Consider the following 17,859-nt stretch of genomic DNA (forward strand, 5'->3'; position numbering starts at 1 on the left):
AACTGCGAGAGGATCAGGTTCCGCTCTGCAGCAGCATATTACGCACGTGGCCGATCGCCTTGGTCGGGTTCAGACCCTTCGGGCAAACGTTCACGCAGTTCATGATTCCGCGGCAGCGGAACACACTGAACGGGTCGTCCAGCGAAGCCAGGCGCTCTTCGGTCTTGGTGTCACGACTGTCGGCCAGGAAACGATAGGCTTGCAGCAGTGCGGCCGGACCGAGGAACTTGTCGGGGTTCCACCAGAAGGACGGGCAGGAGGTCGAGCAGCAGGCGCACAGGATGCACTCGTACAGACCGTCCAGCTTCTCGCGCTCTTCCGGGGTCTGCAGACGCTCGATGGCCGGGGCCGGCGTATCGTTCTGCAGGAACGGCTTCACCTTCTCGTATTGCTTGTAGAAGATGCTCATGTCCACGACCAGGTCACGAATGACCGGCAGGCCGGGCAGCGGACGGATCACCAGCTTGCCGCCCTTCAGGCCGGCGGCCGACAGCGGGGTGATGCAGGCCAGGCCGTTCTTGCCGTTGATGTTCATGCCATCGGAGCCGCAGACGCCTTCACGGCAGGAACGACGGTAGGAGAAGCCCTCGTCCTGTTCCTTGATCAGCGCCAGCACGTCGAGGACCATCACGTCCTTGCCGTTGGTGTCGACCTGGAAATCCTGCATGTACGGCGCAGCATCTTTGTCGGGGTTGTAACGATAAACACTCACTTGCAACATGGCGGGCACCCTTAGTAAGTCCGAACCTTGGGTTCGAATGCCGGAACGGTCTTCGGCGCGAAGTTGACGGAACGCTTGGATACGCGCTTCTCACCCGGGAAGTACAGGGTGTGGCACAGCCAGTTCTCGTCGTCGCGCTCCTCGAAGTCTTCACGGGCGTGGGCGCCACGGGACTCCTTGCGGTGCTCGGCCGCGATCGCGGTGGCCTCGGCCACCTCGAGGAGGTTTTGCAGTTCCAGCGCTTCGATGCGCGCGGTGTTGAATGCCTGGCTCTTGTCGTTGATCTTGACGTTGGCGATACGCTCGCGCAGGTCGGCCAGCTGGGCGATGCCCTTCTGCATGTACTCGCCGGTGCGGAATACACCGAAGTAGTTCTGCATGCAGCTTTGCAGCTCGCGCTTGAGCGGAGCGACTTCTTCGCCGCTGGTGCGCTCGTTCACGCCGTTCAGGCGCTTGAAGGAGGCTTCCAGGTCGCTCTCGGAAGCGCCGCGGGCGTCGATGCCCTCTTTCAGCGCTTTTTCCAGGTGCAGACCGGCGGCACGGCCGAATACCACCAGGTCGAGCAGCGAGTTGCCGCCCAGGCGGTTGGCGCCGTGTACCGATACGCAGGCCACTTCGCCCACGGCGAACAGGCCTTCGACGATCTGGTCGTTGCCGTTGGCGTCCTGGGTGATGGCCTGGCCATGGATGTTGGTGGCAACGCCGCCCATCATGTAGTGGCAGGTCGGGATCACCGGGATCGGCGCAACGACCGGGTCGACGTGGGCGAAGGTCTTGGACAGTTCGCAGATGCCGGGCAGGCGGCTGTGCAGGACTTCCTCGCCGAGGTGGTCGAGCTTCAGCAGCACGTGGTCCTTGTTCGGACCCACGCCGTTGCCGGCCAGGACTTCCTTGACCATGGAACGGGCGACCACGTCGCGGCCGGCCAGGTCCTTCGCGTTCGGCGCATAACGCTCCATGAAGCGCTCGCCGTGGGCGTTGATCAGGTAACCGCCTTCGCCGCGGCAACCTTCGGTGACCAGTACACCGGCGCCGGCGATGCCGGTCGGGTGGAACTGCCACATCTCGATGTCCTGCACCGGCACGCCGGCACGCAGGGCCATGCCCACGCCGTCACCGGTGTTGATCAGCGCGTTGGTGGTGGAGGCGTAGATACGGCCGGCACCGCCAGTGGCCAGGACCACGGCCTTGGAACGGATGTAGACGGTCTCGCCGGTCTCGATGCAGATGGCGATGATGCCGACCACCGCGCCGTCCTGGTTCTTCACCAGGTCGACCGCGTACCACTCGTTGAGGAACGAAGTGCCATTCTTCAGGTTGGCCTGGTACAGGGTGTGCAGCAGCGCGTGGCCGGTACGGTCGGCGGCGGCGCAGGTACGGGCGGCCTGGCCACCCTTGCCGAAGTCCTTGGACTGGCCGCCGAACGGACGCTGGTAGATGCGGCCGGTTTCGGTACGGGAGAACGGCAGGCCCATGTGCTCGAGCTCGAACACGGCCTCGGGGCCGACGGAACACATGTATTCGATCGCGTCCTGGTCACCGATGTAATCGGAGCCCTTGACGGTGTCGTACATGTGCCAACGCCAATCGTCGTTCGGGTCGGCCGAAGCGATCGCGCAGGTGATGCCACCCTGTGCGGATACGGTGTGGGAACGGGTCGGGAAGACCTTGGTCACCACGGCGGTCTTGTGGCCGCCCTGGGCCAGTTGCAGCGCGGCACGCATGCCGGCGCCACCGCCACCGACGATGATGGCGTCAAAGGAAAGTGTACGAATGCTAGCCATGGATCACATACCCCAAAGAATCTGCACACCCCAGACGAAGAATGCGAACATCGCCATGCCGCAAACCGCCTGGAAGAGGAAACGCACGACTGTCGCCGCCTTGCCGAGAGCCATCGAAGTCAGGTAGTCGGTGGAGATGGTCCACATACCGACCCACGCATGGACGCTCAGGGCAACCAGGGTCAACAGGCTGAAGATGCGCATCCAACCCTGCGAGAACAGGCCGTGCCAGTCCGCGTAGGAAATGTTGGGGTGAGCAATGAGGTAGCCCAGCAGGAAAATGACATAAGCCGCGAGCACGACCGCGGAAACGCGCTGGGCCATCCAGTCGTAGAGGCCGGAGCGCGAGAAGTTTGTGACGTTAGTTACCATACCCATACCCCCGCCAGAACGATCAGCACCACCGCGATGGCGATGACGATTTTGGAGCCACGCTTACCGCCTTCCAGCGTCTCGCCGACGCCAGCGTCCATGACCAGGTGGCGAACACCGGCCACCAGGTGGTACAGCAGCGCAGACAGCAGGCCCCAGATCACCAGCTTGGCCAGGGGACTGGTCAGGCACGCCTTCACCTGCTCGAAGCCTTCTTCCGAACTCAGCGACTTGTCGAGCGCGAACAGCAGCACGGCAATACCGAGGAACAGGATGACGCCAGAGATACGGTGGAGAATGGACGTGTAAGCGGTGACAGGGAGTTTGATGGTCCTTAGGTCTAGGTTTACAGGTCGTTTGCTATTCACGGCTTTTTTCACACTGAGAGCCCTAACGAACAGGGCTAGTTGTCGGGAAGTGCACTTGTCAGGTACCCATCACCAGGGAGTGGCGACCGTCTATGAAAGCGGGCCAGGAATACCCCTTGCGGTCGGACGCCGAGTATAGACAGTTAGGCTACTAATGACAACGAAAACACCCATCGCCAAATGGTTGATTGCGGGCCTTTTATAAAAGGCGTAAATAGCCCCCTTTTTCTGCGAAAACCCCGCCACGGAAGGCTCTACGGCATGGATTCGCGCAAATTGACTTTCGAATTTATCCCTCTATAGTGGTGCGGGCCCTGCGTGGGGGGTACTGATGATTTCAAGCATAAATAGGAGGCCATCATGGCTGACAAAAAAGCGCAGTTGATCATCGAGGGCTCAGCCCCCGTCGAACTGCCCGTCCTATCCGGTACCATGGGTCCCGATGTAGTGGATGTACGGGGCCTCACCGCCACGGGCCACTTCACCTTCGATCCTGGCTTCATGTCGACCGCCTCCTGCGAGTCGAAGATCACCTATATCGACGGCGACAAAGGCGTCCTCCTCCATCGCGGCTACCCCATCGAGCAACTGGCAGAGAAATCCGACTACCTGGAAACCTGCTACCTGCTGCTGAACGGCGAGCTGCCCACCGCCGCGCAGAAGGAACAGTTCGTCGGCACCATCAAGAACCACACCATGGTTCACGAGCAGTTGAAGACCTTCTTCAACGGCTTCCGCCGCGACGCCCATCCGATGGCCGTGATGTGCGGCGTGATCGGCGCCCTCTCGGCCTTCTACCACGACTCCCTGGACATCAATAACCCGAAGCATCGCGAAGTCTCCGCGCATCGCCTGATCGCCAAGATGCCGACCATCGCCGCCATGGTGTACAAGTACTCCAAGGGCGAGCCGATGATGTATCCGCGTAACGACCTGAACTACGCGGAAAACTTCCTGCACATGATGTTCAACACCCCCTGCGAGACCAAACCGATCAGCCCCGTGCTGGCCAAGGCCATGGACCGCATCTTCATTCTCCACGCCGACCACGAGCAGAACGCTTCCACCTCCACGGTGCGTCTGGCCGGCTCCTCCGGCGCCAATCCGTTCGCCTGCATCGCCTCCGGCATCGCCGCCCTGTGGGGACCGGCCCATGGCGGCGCGAACGAAGCGGTGCTGCGCATGCTCGACGAGATCGGCGACGTGTCCAACATCGACAAGTTCGTCGAGAAGGCCAAGGACAAGAACGATCCGTTCAAGCTGATGGGCTTCGGCCATCGTGTCTACAAGAACTTCGACCCGCGCGCCAAGGTCATGAAGCAGACCTGCGACGAGGTCCTCCAGGAGCTGGGCATCAACGACCCGCAACTGGAACTGGCGATGAAGCTGGAAGAAATCGCCCGCCACGACCCCTACTTCGTGGAACGCAACCTGTACCCGAACGTCGACTTCTACTCGGGGATCATCCTCAAGGCGATCGGCATTCCGACCAGCATGTTCACCGTGATCTTCGCCCTGGCGCGTACCGTCGGCTGGATCTCGCACTGGCAGGAGATGCTCTCCGGCCCCTACAAGATCGGCCGCCCGCGCCAGCTCTATACCGGCCACACCCAGCGCGACTTCACCGCCCTCAAGGATCGCGGCTGAAACCCGTCACGCCCGGCGAGAAAGGCTGCTTCGGCAGCCTTTTTTGTGCCCGCCCCTTTCCGCCGGACACAAAAAAACCGCCCCGGAGGCGGTCTTTTTGCAAGGAAGGCGCGCTCAGCGCTTCTCGGCAGCGCTACGCAGGCCCTTGAGGGTGTTCAGCGGCGCGTCGACCACGAAGCTGTTGGCCAACCAGGAAGGAATGCTGCCACCCGGCTCGGTTTCCACCTGGTAGGTCACTTCCGTCACGCCCTGCCCCTTCGGCTGCAACTTCCACTCGCCGACCAGCTTGGGCACGCGGATCTGGCCCTTTTCCTCGGGGATATAGGTCGGATCGGCCTTAAGGTGACGGATCACGGTGCCATCCGCAGTCTTCTCGGTGGTGACATGGATGACCACGTCGCGACCGGTAACTGGCCAGGGCATGTCGATCTTCGAGTAGGTCCAGGCGTCGGCGCCTTCCTGCTTCAGGAGTTTCATCTCGGCGCAGGCATGGATCCACTTGCAGGAACCCTTGACGTCCTCCTGCAGCGCCTCGATGGTCGCCACGTCGGCCTTGATGTCGGTAACGCCGCGATAAGCCTTGTACTTGGAGCCCTGGACACTGCTGAGGTAGACCTTCACGCCATCCTCGTCCTTGGCCAGCTTCCAGTCTTCGGCCAGCGCATTGCCGGCCACCCCGAACACTGCGGCAGCCAGCACGGTCATACGCAAAATGCCACGCATCGTTCCTGTTCCTCTCTTTATGGTTATTTTCGGTTCGCCGGCCGGGCGGTCGACGCCCTGCAAGCCGCGATCCTGAGCCTTCGGCGCAGGATGCGCAGCAGTATGGCGTGAGACAGCCAGACTTCCAACCCGTTCACGCGGCAGTGATGACTTCCCACTCCGCGATCAGGGCCAGCGCCTGCTCACGGCTGTCGCCGCAGATTTCCGGATCGGCGCCGAACTGGCCGCATACGGCCGGTCGCTCCGGTCGGCCGAACAGCCCGCAGAGATGGTTTTCGTCCAGGTGCAGGCAGCGTACGCCCGCGGGCTTGCCGGCCGGCATGCCCGGCAGCGGAGAGGAAATCGACGGTGCTATGCAGCAGGCGCCGCAGCCGGCTCTACATTGCATGGGAAGGATCTCGCCCGAAAGTTGGCAGAGGAGCGGCCAGGACAGCCGTCCGAAACGGGCGCAAAGAATACGGACCGGCCAGGCCGCCGCCAAGCTCGGCGGATCAGCGGCGCGTTTCCGCCTCGAGACGCGCGCTGCGAAGCTGCCACTGCTCGCGGTTGCCGGCAGCGAACAGCCAGGCCCTGGCCGACTCCGTCGCTGCCCGCCATTGCACGCGGCCCGGCTCGCGCAGGTCGAGGGATTGCGCCGCCGTCGAGTGGCCGAGGAAGGCGTTGCCAGCGGAACTCCAGTAGCCAGCGATCCCGGCCGGCAAGACCCAGGAGCGACCTTCCGCCTCGTCATCGACGATACCGGACAAGCGCTCCCCCGCTCCACGCCGCCAGGACAGGGCGACCCGGTTCAGCTCGCTGTCCGCCAGCGCGACGCGCACCTCCACGCCGCCCTGGCGCGGCTCGAACGACAGCTCGTAGGCGCTGAGCCGGCCATCGGCGCAGCGCAGGTGCCCCTTCAGGGACAAGCGTCGACCGACCAGTTCGAAGCTCTCCAGGCTCTGCTCCTGGCAGCGCAACTGCAGGCGACCGGCGCTTTCCCGCCCGGCCCCGAGAAAACCGCCCTCGCTCTCCCACAACGGCGGCCGAGCGCTACCCGCCACTGACAGGGCGAGGCTCTTGCCGCCCCAGCTCAAGCGGTATTCGCCCAGGTCGAAATCGCGCGGGATGGCAAACGCCGGCGGCACCCGCAGCTCGCTCCACAGAGCCGGCTCCCGCGACGCCTGGCTCGCCCACCAGGCGGCCGCCAGCACGACGGCCAGCCCGCTCAAGGCGAGCCCCCAGACCAGCGAGCGTTTGTGCAACCGCATACCTTTCATCCTTTTCCGAGCACCAGCCCCTACCGGTCGATGCCTGCCCACTTGGATTTATCGCCGCAGCCAATTAGGCTGCGGCGCCGTCCCAATCCCCCGGAGCCCACCCATCATGCCCGTCTGGCTGCAAACCGCCTTGTTGCTAGCCTGTTCCAACCTGTTCATGACCTTCGCCTGGTATGGTCATCTGAAGACTCTCAACAGCAAGCCCTGGATCATCGCCGCCCTGATCAGTTGGGGTATCGCGCTGTTCGAATACCTGCTGCAGGTACCAGCCAATCGCATCGGCTACACCGAACTCTCGGTCGGCCAACTGAAGATCATGCAGGAAGTCATCACCTTGGCGATCTTCGTCCCGTTCAGCGTCTACTTCATGCAGCAGCCGCTGAAACTGGACTACCTCTGGGCCGGCCTGTGCCTGCTCGGCGCGGTGTACTTCATCTTCCGCGCCTGAGCCGCGTCACGAACGCAGCCGGGCGATCAGGCTGGAGGTATCCCAACGACCGCCGCCCATCGCCTGCACTTCGGCGTAGAACTGGTCGACCAGCGCCGTGACCGGCAACTGCGCGCCGTTGCGCCGCGCCTCGGCGAGCAGGATCGACAGGTCCTTGCGCATCCAGTCCACGGCGAAGCCGAAGTCGAACTCTCCGGCCAGCATGCTCTGGTGGCGGTTTTCCAGTTGCCAGGACTGGGCCGCGCCCTTGCCGATCACCTGCATCGCCGCCTCGCCATCGAGACCGGCGCACCGGGCGAAGTGCAGCGCCTCGGCCAGGCCCTGGAGCAGCCCCGCGACGCAGATCTGGTTGACCATCTTGGTCAATTGCCCGCTACCCACGTCGCCCATTCGCCGGACCATCCGCGCATAGCTGCGCAACAGCGGTTCGGCGCGTCGATAGAAGGCCTCCTCGCCACCGACCATCACCGTCAGGGCGCCGTTGACCGCGCCTGCCTGGCCGCCGGAGACCGGCGCGTCGAGAAAGCCCAGCTCACGCTCGGCAGCCAGCAGCGACAGCTCGCGGGCGACTTCCGCCGAAGCGGTGGTGTGGTCGACGAACAGGCTGCCCGGCGCCATTCCGGCGAAGGCGCCCTGCTCGCCCAGCGCCACGGCACGCAGGTCGTCGTCGTTACCGACGCAACAGAACACCAGCTCGGCGCCAGCACAGGCCTCGCGCGGCGTATCGGCGCGCCGTCCGGCGTACTCCTCGACCCAGCGCAGCGCCTTGGCCGACGAGCGATTGTAGACACAGACGTCGTAGCCCTCTCGTTGCAGGTGCCCGGCCATCGGGTAGCCCATCGTGCCCAGGCCGAGAAATGCGACCGCAGTCATTCCGTCATCTCCTCGAAATCCGATCCCGCAGCCTAGCACAGCGGTTTGCCGAGGTCCGGAAGCCCCGCCATACTCAGCGCGGACCCTGGTATGGATAGCTCCGATGCCTCACTGGCTGGTAATCGATCTGGAGGCCACCACCGCGGAAGGCGGCTGGCCCCTGGAGGAAATGGAAATCATCGAGATCGGCGCCACCCTGGTCGCCGCCGCGGACGCCCGCGAACTGGACCACTTCCAGCGTTTCGTACGGCCGGTCAGGCGGCCGCTGCTGACCCACTTCTGCCGCGACCTCACGCATATCAGCCAGGCCAACGTCGATGGCGCAGCCCATCTCAATACGGTCTGGGAAGCCTTCGAGCGCTGGCTCGCCCAGCATCGTCCGCGACTGGCCGGCTGGGCCAGTTGGGGCGACTACGACCGCCGCCAGTTGGAGCAGGAATGGCGCCAGCACGGGCTGACCAGCCAGCTCAGCGAAGTGCCGCACGTCAATCTCAAGCAACGCTTCGGCGAAGTCCGCCAGTTGCCCCGCCCAGTCGGCCTGAACGCGGCCCTGCAACTGGCCGGGATGAGTTTCCAGGGCCAGCAGCACCGCGCCCTGGAGGATGCCCGCAATACCGCACGGCTGCTGCCGCTGGTATTGCCGGTGGAGCATTGAACGAGGCCCGCGCCGCCTAGTGACGCCTTTCCGAGGCTTGGGCATACTGGCGGGCCTTTTCAAACCCGCCTGTTCACCCCTTCAGGAGAAGCCCATGTTCAAGGTCAACGAATACTTCGACGGCACCGTCAAATCCATCGCCTTCGACATGACCGCCGGCCCGGCCACCATCGGCGTGATGGCGGCAGGCGAATACGAGTTCGGCACCAGCCAGCTGGAGATCATGCATGTGGTCGCCGGCGCGCTGACGGTCAAGCTGCCGGGCAGCGACGAGTGGCAGGAATACGCCAGCGGCAGCCAGTTCACCGTCCCGGCGAACAGCAAGTTCCAGCTCAAGGTCGCCCAGGACACCGCCTACCTCTGCGAATATCGCTGAGCCCGGGCAGACAGGAAAACCGGCCGCAGGCCGGTTTTTTCTTGCCCGTCGTCCAGCGGCTGCGGCGGAGGAATCGAGCTGCGCTCATCCGCCGCTGGAACGGCTTGCCCAGCCCATTCAGCCCTGCGGGAAGCGGTAGTGGCCGATGACCTGGTAGCGGAACAGCAGGTCCTCTTCCCGCACGCCGGCACCGATGTTGTGCAACACCAGCGGCCTGCCCTCCAGCCTGCGATCGGAAAGCACGCCGATATGCAGCAGGCCGTTGTCCAGGCGCCAGGCGACTATGTCTCCGGCCCGGTAGGCGGAAGCGTCGCGGCTAGGCGCCAGGGCCAGGCCCTGGCGGCTGAACCAGGTCATCAGGTTCGGTACGCGGCGGTGATCGATGTTGCGGTCGGTACCTTTCATTCCCCATTGCTGCGGGTAGGCCGCGAAGTGGCGACGCATGTCCTCGTGCACCGCCTTCTGTAGATCCAGCCCCTGTCCGCGCAGCGCACGGACCACCACGTCGGTGCAGACCCCGGTCTGCAGCGGCACGTCGCCGCCCGGATAGTCCAGTTGCCGGTAGGCCGGGTCGTAGCCCAGGGTAACGCCCACCTGGGCACGCGCCGCATCCACCAGTCGCTGCGGTTCGACCGCAGCGGCCGCCACCAGCGGCAGTCCGAGCATGGCGAGCAGCAACAGGCGGCGCAGCGCGCCGGATACGTCCTTGTCCATCCTTTTCCTCCTAAGCGCCCGCGGGCGCGTCCTGGTCCTTCGCGTATCCCAGCGGATACAGCAGTTCTTCCTTGTAGCCGGCCCAGACCCGGATGGCGTCCGGGAAGCTGTCGTCCAGCACCGGGTCGCCGCTGTCGACCAGCAACGGGCGGCCCCCGAGGGTCCCCAGCTTGCGCTTGGTGGCGACCACCCGCATGCGCTCCAGGCCGATGGCGCGCAACACCCGGGGACTGATCTGCTGGTTGCCGCGACCGATCACGTGGCCCTGGCCGCCGATGGCGGTGACCAGCAGGTACGCCGGATGACCGTCCACCAGTTCGAACAGCCGCGCCTCGTCGACGTCGCGGGCAATCACCGCGCCATTCTCCAGCACGTCGACGCCCAGCAGGGTGGTTTCCAGGCCGAGATTGCGCGCCAGGCCATGCAAGGTCGAGCCCGGTCCGAGCACATAGCGCACGCCGTCTTCCCAGTTTTCCGCCAGCCAGTCGGCGAGGTCCACCAGCACCAGCTCCTCGGACTCCATCCCTGCCTGCTTCACGTGCTGCATGAAGTGGCCCTCCTCCGGCACTGTCATCTCGCCGTACCAACGCGCGGCGACGCGGCCGGCGCGCAGCGCCTCTTCGTCGAGGTCGCGCACCTCGCCGCTGGCCAGGCGCACCAGGCCGCCCTCGACCAGGCGCCTGGCCAATTCGCCGGCCGCGCGCGGACTGATGGCATAGACCCCGGAGTGGATCTTCACCCCGGCCGGAATGCCGAGCACCGGCTGTTGCTCGCGCACCACCCCGGCAACATCCCGTGCTGTGCCATCACCACCGGCGAACAGGATCAGGGCGACACCGGCCTCCTGCAGGCGCTCGATCGCCAACCGGGTATCCGCCGCGCTGCTGACCGCTCCCTGCCACTCGCCGAGCAGGCGATGGCGGAAGCCCATGCGCTCGAGCAACTCACCACCCATGGCCCCGGGAAAGGTCAGGAACTCGATCTTCTCGACCAGCGGCAACAGGCACTCCAGGGCTATCCGGGTGCGCTCCAGCGCACGTGGTTCGGCGCCTCTGGCCAGGGCCTCGGCGGCCACCCCGTCGCTACCCTTCAAGGCGACCGGGCCACCCAGCCCGGCCAGGGGATTGACCACCAACCCCAGGCGAAACATGTCCATACTCATCCTCGGGCGAACTCCAGGACGCCCACACCGGTCGGACCACTATAACCAGAAAAACCCAGCGGTAGCCGGCAAGCTGGCACGCCGACTGCAAGATTGCTATGGTCCATGGCTTTCGCGTTGGAGCGGCACGACATCCGCCGTTTGTCACGGCGGTTTCATCTGCGCTCCCTAGACTGCCGATAAACCTGATGAGGAGACGGGCAATGAATTCGCAACACACCGATACCGCCAAGCGCCGCGTGATCCCCTTCAATACGCAGCAGCACACCGGTGGCGCCATCATCGACGCCCAGGGCCGGGAGATCCCGATCACCGAGGTGATGATCCAGCGCGCCTGCCGCGAACTGGACAGGTCCCTGGAGCAGGAACAGAAGCAGGCCTGAGCGCCCGCCAGCACGACTTCGAAGCCCGGCATCCGCCGGGCTTTTTTTCGCTTGCGCGAAGCCGCGCCCTAGCTCGGCGCCGGCAGGTCCTCGCCGACCAGGTCGAGGAAGGTCTCGACGATCCGCCGCGAACGCTGTTCGCGCAGGCACACCAGGGTCTCGGTCAGGCGTCGCTGGCAATCGACGATGGGTAGCGCATGGACCCGCGTGTCGGCGCCGAACTCCGCGGCCGACACCACCCCCACGCCGATCCCCGCCACCACCGCCTCGCGCGAGGCCTCGCGGCCCTCGACCTGGATCGCCGGACGGATCCGCAGGCCGGCGCGGCTCATCTCCTCCTCCAGGGTCTGGCGGGTCACCGAGCCCTGCTCGCGCAGCACCAGCGGCATGTCGTCGAGATCGGCGAGCCGGATCGACTCGCGCCCGGCCCACGGATGGCTGAGCGAAACGAAAGCGACGATCGGGTCGTTGCGCAGGGTCAGCGAAAGCAACCGCTCGTCGCTGACGTCCCGGCCCAACAGAGCCAGGTCGGCCTGGTAGCTGAACAGTCGCTGCAGAGACTCGTCGGTATTGCCGGTCTCCACCCGCACCGCGATGCCCGGATAGCGCTCGCAGAAACGCGCGATCTGCGGCAATACGTGCACCGGCGCATCCACCGCCAGGGTCAGGGTGCCGGTCTGCAGGGCGCTGGAGGCGGACAACAGCTCCTCCGCCTCGGCCTCGATCGCGAACAGCCGCTGGGTCACCGCGAGCAGGCGCTCGCCCAGTTCGCTCAGGCGCACCGAGCGCTTGTTACGGTGGAACAGCAGCACGCCGTAACGCTCCTCCAGCTTGCGCACCTGGTCGGAAACCGCCGGCTGGGTGAGAAACAGGCGCTCAGCGGCGCGCGTGAAGCTGCCGTACACGGCGACTGCATGGAAAGCCTTCAACTGCGCATGGGATACCGACATGGACCTTCACCACTCCAGGCAGGACAAGGGGTTCCGCGCCATGGGCGGCGCACACGGGAATGACCGTTCGGTCAACTTCCTCGACCCACGCCGCGCCAGGCCTACGGACAAACAAGTAAAACTTATATTTAAAATTTGATAAATCGATTTCATTTATTTATCCGGAATTGTTTCCATCGCTTCACCACAGCGCGCCAGCGCCTCGGCAGCCAGCCCCTGCCAGGGCAGCCGCAACCCTTACCCAGGAGGTGAAGCCGACTCCAGATACCTCTGACCAGGCACCGCGACATGGCGGTGCGGAAGTGCTCATCAGAACAACAACAAGGCGTGTTCCCCTCACACCTGCCGGCACCGATAACAAGATCGAGGTCAGATCCATGAATCAACGTCCCGGGACGGCGCTGCCGTCCTCTCCCGTGTCCAGCTTCCAGCGCTGGCGCCTGCAGATATTCGCGATCACCTGGCTGGCCTACGCCGCCTTCTATTTCACCCGCAAGGCCTTTTCCGTCGCCAAGCTCGGCATCGCCGAAGATCCGGACTTCCAGTTGGACAAGATGGCGAGGCCGATCTCGACGCTATCTATCTCGCCGCCTATGCCGTCGGCCAGTTCACCTGGGGCGTGCTGGCCGACCGCTTCGGCCCGCGCATCGTGGTGTTCGGCGGCCTGCTGATCTCCGCACTGGCCGCGCTGGTCATGGGCACCTTCGCCACCCTGCCGATCTTCGCCACCTGCATGGTGGTCCAGGGACTGGCGCAGTCCACCGGCTGGTCGGGGCTGTGCAAGAACATCGGTAGTTTCTTCGCCACCCACGAACGCGGTCGGGTGCTCGGCCTGTGGAGCACCTGCTACGCCTTCGGCGGCCTGGTCGCCTCGCCGTTCGCCGGCTGGTGGGCGTACAGCGTGTTCGGTACCTGGCACGCGGCGTTCTACTCCAGCGCCGCGGTGGTCGGCGGCGTGGCCCTGCTGTTCCTGCTGTTGCAGCGCAACCGCCCGGAAGACGTCGGCCATCCTCCCGTCGAACCGCAGGCCGCGAGCGAAGCCGTGCGCTATGCCGGCTTCAGGCCGGAAGGCGGCAACGGCGGCAGCCTGCAGGTGCTCGCCAAGGTGGTGCGCAACCGCACGGTGCTCTGCCTCGGCCTGGCCTACTTCCTGCTCAAGCCGGCGCGCTACGCGATCCTCCTGTGGGGACCGGTGATCGTCTACGAACGCATGCCGGCGCTCGGCAAGGTCGGCGCGGCGATCGTTCCCACCGCCTTCGAGGTAGCCGGCCTGCTCGGCCCGATCCTGATCGGCTTCGCCTCGGACAAGCTGTTCGGCGCACGGCGCATGCCGGCCTGCGTGATCAGCCTGCTGGCGCTGACCGTCTGCCTGGCGCTGTTCGTCCCGGCGATGACCACCGGCAGCATTCCGATAGTGGTCGGCCTGCTGTTCATGATGGGACTGACCCTGTACGGCCCGGACTCGATGATCTGCGGCTCCGCCGCCATCGACTTCGGCACCAGCGAGGCCGCCGGCACCGCCTCCGGCTTCGTCAATGGCTGCGGTTCGGTGGGCGCGATCCTCGGCGGTCTGTTGCCCGGCTATTTCGACACCTACACGGTGTTCATCGGCTTCACCATCGCAGCCCTGATCGCCACCGCGGTGCTCCTCCCGCACTGGAACAGCCGGCCCGGCGGCGCACGGGAAAGCCTGCGGAATATCCCCAGCCTGGCGGACTTCCGTCCCATCCGCTCCTGACCGTCCGCGGCGGGAAGCTCCGCCGCGTCCTTCTCCACGAACCGGGAACCCCCTCATGCATATCGAACGTTTCGAAGTCGTCAAGCGTCGGGCCGAGATGGCCCTGCACGGCAACACGGTCTACATCGGCGGCCAGGTCGCAGACGACCCCAGCGGTGACATCCAGGACCAGACCCGCCAGATTCTGGAGAACATCGACCGGCTGCTCCAGAGCGTTGGCAGCGACCGCGGCCAGGTGCTCTCGGTACGCATACTGCTAGCCCACCGGGAGGACTACGCCGGTCTCAACCAGGTCTGGGACCAGTGGTTTCCCGAAGGCCGGGCGCCGACCCGCGCCTGTAGCCTGGCCGAGTTGATCGACCCGCGCTGGCGGGTGGAAATGATCGTCGTCGCCGCCCGCCCGCAGTGAGAGCACAGCCATGACCTTCCGACCCTTCTGGCTGGACCAGGCCCTACGCTCCGAACATGCGGCACCCTGCCCGCCGCTGGCCGGCGATACCCGCGCCGACGTGTGCATCGTCGGCGGCGGCTACACCGGCCTGTGGACCGCCATCATGCTCAAGGAGCACGATCCCGGGCTCGACGTGGTGCTGGTCGAGGCCGATCTCTGCGGCGCCGGCGCCAGCGGCCGCAACGGCGGCTGCGCGCTGTCCTGGTCGGCCAAGTTCTTCACCCTGGAACGGCTGTTCGGACTAACCGAGGCGATCCGCCTGGTCAAGGCCTCCGAGGACAGCATCCGGGCCATCGGCGCCTTCTGCCAGCGCTACGACGTCGAGGCCGACTACCGGCTGGACGGCACCCTCTATACCGCCACCAACCCGGCCCAGGTCGGCAGCACCGACAGCGTGATCGCCGCTCTGGAGCGCCACGGCATCAACTCCTTCGCCAAGCGCCCGCTGGCCGACGTGCAGCGCCTGGCCGGCTCGCGCAGGCACCTGGAGGGTTGGTTCTCGCCGGCTGCCGCGACGGTGCAACCAGGCAAGCTGGTTCGCGGCCTGCGCCGGGTCGCCCTGCAACTGGGGGTACGCCTGTACGAAGGCACGCCGATGCGAGGACTGGAGCACGGCCGCCCGGCGGAAGTGGTCACCCCCCACGGGCGGGTCGTCGCCGGCCGCGTGGTGCTGGCGCTGAACGCCTGGATGGCGAGGGCCTTCCCGCAGTTCGAACGCAGCGTGGCGATCGTCTCCAGCGACATGCTCATCACCGAGCCACGACCAGACCTGTTGCAGGAGATCGGACTGACCAGCGGGGTCAGCGTGCTCGACTCGCGGATCTTCGTGCATTACTACCACAACACCCCGGACGGCCGGCTGATGCTCGGCAAGGGCGGCAACACCTTCGCCTACGGCGGACGCATGCTGCCGGTGTTCGACCGCCCCTCGCCGTATCTCGGACAACTGCGTGGCAGCTTGCGGGAGTTCTTCCCCGAGTTCGCCGAGGTCGCCATCGAGGCCAGCTGGAACGGTCCGTCGGATCGCTCGGTGACCGGCCTGCCGTTCTTCGGCCGGCTCGACGGCCGCGACAATGTGTTCTACGGCTTCGGCTACTCCGGCAGCGGCGTCGGTCCATGCCACATGGGCGGGCAGATCCTTTCTTCGCTGGCGCTCGGCCTGGACAATCCCTGGACCCGTTCGCCGCTGACCCAGGGGCCGCTCGGCCGCTTCCCGCCGGAGCCGATCCGCTATGTCGGTTCGCTGATGGTGCGCAACGCGATCCGTCGCAAGGAGCACGCCGAAGACGCCGGCCGGCGCCCGCGTCATCTCGACGTACGCCTGGCCAGGTTCGCCGCCGCCGCGGGCAAGGCCGACAAGGGTTGAGCCGCTTTCCGGGCGTCTCTTCAGCCCATTCGGGGGCGCCCTTCTTTTTCCTTCGGTTTCGATTTCGCTCAAGCAAAGGTCGTAAAAAGCGCATTTAATTCACCCGTCAGCCTGTGCGAGGCTGTTCCAACCCCTGGCCCAGTTTTCCTTCATGCACCTACCGACGACGCGCACCCTGCCCTACCAGCCTTCCGCCAACCCGGCCGGAACGCCCGCGCGTCTACCCCGCAAGCACAGCCACTGGCTGGAACTGGAGCCGCTCTCCCTCCCTCTCGAACTGGCCTTCTGGGCGCTCTGGCATTGCCGCCACGCGCGTCCGCCGGACGCTCGTCACGCCTGATATCCCTCCGGCCCCGCGCAACGGCGGGGCCGGCCTGCCGCTTGCATGCCGTTCCGCGACGCTGCCGTCGCCGGAGCGCCGCTGTGAGCGTCGCGACGCTACCGGACAAGACCGACAAGAGAGCCCCATGAACTTCGCCTGCGAACAAGAAGCCCAGGATTTCCTGGCCGCCAACCCCGACATCGAACTCTTCGAACTGTTCATTCTCGACGCCAACGGCGTGCCGCGCGGCAAGCTGCTGCACCGCGACGAGCTGCTGGCCGTCTACCGCAGCGGCCGGCCGCTGCCGAGCACCATCCTCGGGCTGACGATGAACGGCGAGGACGTCGAGGACTCTGGCCTGGTCTGGGACGTCGGCGACATCGACTGCCGCGCCTACCCCCTGTCCGGCAGCCTGGTGCGCCTGCCCTGGCGACAGATCCCGACGGCGGCGGTGCAGGTCAGCATGCACCCGAGCGAGGGCCTGCCCGCCAGCGTCGCCGATCCGCGGCACCTCCTGGTGCGAACCATCGACGCGCTGAAGAGCGAGGGCTATCACCCGGTGATGGCCGCCGAGCTGGAGTTCTACCTGCTCGACCGTGAGCGCGACGCCAACGGCCGCCCGCAACCGGCCCGCGACGCCGATGGCGGCCGCCCACGGGCGACCCAGGTCTACGGCCTGCGCGAACTGGAGCAGATCGAGCCGTTCCTCGCCGACCTCTATGCCGCCTGCAAGGCGCAGGGCCTGCCGGCACGCACGGCGATCTCGGAATATGCCCCGGGCCAGGTGGAAATCACCCTCGACCACGGCGACGCCCTCGCCGCCATGGACCAGGCGATCCGCTACAAGCGCCTGGTCAAGGGCGTCGCGCACAAGCACGGGATGCTCGCCTGCTTCATGGCCAAGCCGTTCGACGACCTGGCCGGCACCGGCATGCACCTGCACGTCAGCCTGGCCGACGAACAAGGCCACAACCTGTTCGCCAGCGACGACCCCGCCGGCACGCCGTTGCTGCGCCAGGCGGTCGGCGGCATGCTCGCCAGCCTGCTCGACTCGCTCCTGCTGTTCTGTCCCAACGCCAACTCCTACCGGCGCTTCCAGGCCAACAGCTACGCGCCGCTGGCGCAGACCTGGGGCGTCGACAACCGCACCGTGAGCCTGCGCGTGCCGGGCGGCCCGGCCTCCAGTCGGCATATCGAGCACCGCATCTGCGGCGCCGACGCCAACCCCTACCTGGCCGCCGCGGCGCTCCTCGCCGGGGTCCACCGCGGCATCCGCGAAGGCATCGATCCGGGTGCGCCGGTGGAGGGCAACGGCTACGCCCAGGCCGGCAAGCGCCTGCCCACCGACTGGCTGACCGCCCTCGATACCCTGCAAGGCTCCGAGTGGGCGCGGGAAGCCTTCGGCGAGCCGTTCCTCGGCGTCTACCTGGCGGTGAAGCGCGCGGAATACCGGCAATTCATGGGCGAGGTCGGCGAGCAGGACTGGCGCTGGTACCTGACCCAGGCCTGAGATCCCGGACCCGCCCGCATACGGCGGCGCGCCGGCAGGA

The 17,859-nt window shown here is 65.9% G+C and carries 20 protein-coding genes and 1 pseudogene; 10 read left to right on the top strand and 11 right to left on the bottom strand.

Annotated features, from left to right (window positions below; translation table 11 throughout):
• Positions 1–13 precede the first annotated feature (13 nt).
• From LJF27_RS18535 to sdhC, 4 genes are read right to left on the bottom strand one after another with little or no spacing between them, the layout of a single operon-like run.
• Positions 14–721, bottom strand: a complete 708-nt coding sequence (locus tag LJF27_RS18535) for a succinate dehydrogenase iron-sulfur subunit (protein ID WP_003087410.1) — start codon at positions 719–721, stop codon at positions 14–16.
• Between the two features lie 11 nt (positions 722–732).
• A complete protein-coding gene (gene sdhA / locus LJF27_RS18540; protein WP_003087407.1) occupies positions 733–2,505 on the bottom strand; it encodes a succinate dehydrogenase flavoprotein subunit in 1,773 nt (590 codons plus the stop codon).
• Positions 2,506–2,508: 3 nt separating this feature from the next.
• Complete coding sequence (gene sdhD, locus LJF27_RS18545) at positions 2,509–2,877, bottom strand: succinate dehydrogenase, hydrophobic membrane anchor protein (RefSeq protein ID WP_003104386.1); 369 nt, start codon at positions 2,875–2,877, stop codon at positions 2,509–2,511.
• Positions 2,871–3,257, bottom strand: a complete 387-nt coding sequence (gene sdhC / locus LJF27_RS18550; protein ID WP_003104388.1) for a succinate dehydrogenase, cytochrome b556 subunit — start codon at positions 3,255–3,257, stop codon at positions 2,871–2,873. Before sdhC ends, sdhD begins: the two co-directional genes overlap by 7 nt.
• Before the next feature lie 348 nt (positions 3,258–3,605).
• Between sdhC and gltA the strand changes: the two genes are divergently transcribed.
• Positions 3,606–4,892, top strand: a complete 1,287-nt coding sequence (gene gltA / locus LJF27_RS18555) for a citrate synthase (protein ID WP_003087400.1) — start codon at positions 3,606–3,608, stop codon at positions 4,890–4,892.
• Between the two features lie 114 nt (positions 4,893–5,006).
• Here the strand turns inward: gltA and LJF27_RS18560 are convergent, their stop codons facing one another.
• The 3 genes from LJF27_RS18560 to LJF27_RS18570 form a co-directional block, all read right to left on the bottom strand.
• Entirely contained in the window at positions 5,007–5,615 is a 609-nt protein-coding gene (locus LJF27_RS18560) for an START domain-containing protein (protein WP_003104390.1), read from the bottom strand.
• A 133-nt stretch (positions 5,616–5,748) separates the two neighbouring features.
• The gene (locus LJF27_RS18565; RefSeq protein WP_003087397.1) at positions 5,749–6,003 is read right to left on the bottom strand and encodes a YkgJ family cysteine cluster protein; all 255 of its coding nucleotides are present in this window, start codon (positions 6,001–6,003) and stop codon (positions 5,749–5,751) included.
• A 103-nt stretch (positions 6,004–6,106) separates the two neighbouring features.
• Positions 6,107–6,862 carry a hypothetical protein gene (locus LJF27_RS18570; RefSeq protein ID WP_003449855.1) on the bottom strand — a complete coding sequence of 252 codons (756 nt, stop codon included), beginning with the start codon at positions 6,860–6,862 and terminating at the stop codon, positions 6,107–6,109.
• A gap of 115 nt (positions 6,863–6,977) precedes the next feature.
• Here LJF27_RS18570 and LJF27_RS18575 point away from each other — a divergent pair, with 115 nt between their 5' ends.
• Positions 6,978–7,319: a DMT family protein gene (locus LJF27_RS18575; protein ID WP_003104394.1), complete on the top strand. Its 342-nt coding sequence runs from the start codon at positions 6,978–6,980 to the stop codon at positions 7,317–7,319.
• Between the two features lie 6 nt (positions 7,320–7,325).
• Here LJF27_RS18575 and LJF27_RS18580 read toward each other — a convergent pair whose 3' ends face one another.
• The gene (locus LJF27_RS18580) at positions 7,326–8,192 is read right to left on the bottom strand and encodes an NAD(P)-dependent oxidoreductase (RefSeq protein ID WP_003104396.1); all 867 of its coding nucleotides are present in this window, start codon (positions 8,190–8,192) and stop codon (positions 7,326–7,328) included.
• Between the two features lie 103 nt (positions 8,193–8,295).
• Here LJF27_RS18580 and LJF27_RS18585 point away from each other — a divergent pair, with 103 nt between their 5' ends.
• Positions 8,296–8,847 (top strand): exonuclease domain-containing protein, encoded by a 552-nt coding sequence (locus LJF27_RS18585; protein WP_003104398.1) that lies wholly within the window; start codon positions 8,296–8,298, stop codon positions 8,845–8,847.
• 94 nt (positions 8,848–8,941) lie between these two features.
• Entirely contained in the window at positions 8,942–9,223 is a 282-nt protein-coding gene (locus LJF27_RS18590; protein ID WP_003087375.1) for a pyrimidine/purine nucleoside phosphorylase, read from the top strand.
• A gap of 117 nt (positions 9,224–9,340) precedes the next feature.
• On the opposite strand, the gene LJF27_RS18595 is transcribed toward LJF27_RS18590, so the two are convergent.
• Positions 9,341–9,937 carry a DUF1287 domain-containing protein gene (locus LJF27_RS18595; RefSeq protein WP_003104401.1) on the bottom strand — a complete coding sequence of 199 codons (597 nt, stop codon included), beginning with the start codon at positions 9,935–9,937 and terminating at the stop codon, positions 9,341–9,343.
• Positions 9,938–9,947: 10 nt separating this feature from the next.
• Positions 9,948–11,093, bottom strand: a complete 1,146-nt coding sequence (locus LJF27_RS18600; protein ID WP_003144857.1) for an ATP-NAD kinase family protein — start codon at positions 11,091–11,093, stop codon at positions 9,948–9,950.
• A gap of 209 nt (positions 11,094–11,302) precedes the next feature.
• Between LJF27_RS18600 and LJF27_RS18605 the strand changes: the two genes are divergently transcribed.
• Entirely contained in the window at positions 11,303–11,482 is a 180-nt protein-coding gene (locus tag LJF27_RS18605) for a PA1571 family protein (RefSeq protein ID WP_003104406.1), read from the top strand.
• Positions 11,483–11,550: 68 nt separating this feature from the next.
• On the opposite strand, the gene LJF27_RS18610 is transcribed toward LJF27_RS18605, so the two are convergent.
• Positions 11,551–12,432, bottom strand: coding sequence for a LysR substrate-binding domain-containing protein (locus LJF27_RS18610; RefSeq protein ID WP_003104408.1), 882 nt, complete (start codon positions 12,430–12,432; stop codon positions 11,551–11,553).
• A 377-nt stretch (positions 12,433–12,809) separates the two neighbouring features.
• Here LJF27_RS18610 and LJF27_RS18615 point away from each other — a divergent pair.
• The 5 genes and pseudogenes from LJF27_RS18615 to LJF27_RS18635 all read left to right on the top strand — a co-directional run bounded on the left by LJF27_RS18615 (position 12,810) and on the right by LJF27_RS18635 (position 17,819).
• A pseudogene (locus tag LJF27_RS18615) lies at positions 12,810–14,170 on the top strand (MFS transporter).
• 55 nt (positions 14,171–14,225) lie between these two features.
• On the top strand, positions 14,226–14,579 hold the full coding sequence (locus LJF27_RS18620; protein ID WP_003104412.1) for a RidA family protein: 354 nt from the start codon (positions 14,226–14,228) through the stop codon (positions 14,577–14,579).
• A 10-nt stretch (positions 14,580–14,589) separates the two neighbouring features.
• Positions 14,590–15,987, top strand: a complete 1,398-nt coding sequence (locus tag LJF27_RS18625; RefSeq protein WP_003114272.1) for an FAD-dependent oxidoreductase — start codon at positions 14,590–14,592, stop codon at positions 15,985–15,987.
• Positions 15,988–16,138: 151 nt separating this feature from the next.
• Positions 16,139–16,327, top strand: a complete 189-nt coding sequence (locus LJF27_RS18630) for a hypothetical protein (protein WP_015648517.1) — start codon at positions 16,139–16,141, stop codon at positions 16,325–16,327.
• Positions 16,328–16,454: 127 nt separating this feature from the next.
• The gene (locus LJF27_RS18635) at positions 16,455–17,819 is read left to right on the top strand and encodes a glutamine synthetase family protein (RefSeq protein WP_016851785.1); all 1,365 of its coding nucleotides are present in this window, start codon (positions 16,455–16,457) and stop codon (positions 17,817–17,819) included.
• The last annotated feature ends 40 nt before the right edge of the window (positions 17,820–17,859 follow it).

The organism is Pseudomonas sp. 203-8 (assembly GCF_020708595.1).
GTDB classification, from domain to species: domain Bacteria; phylum Pseudomonadota; class Gammaproteobacteria; order Pseudomonadales; family Pseudomonadaceae; genus Pseudomonas; species Pseudomonas aeruginosa.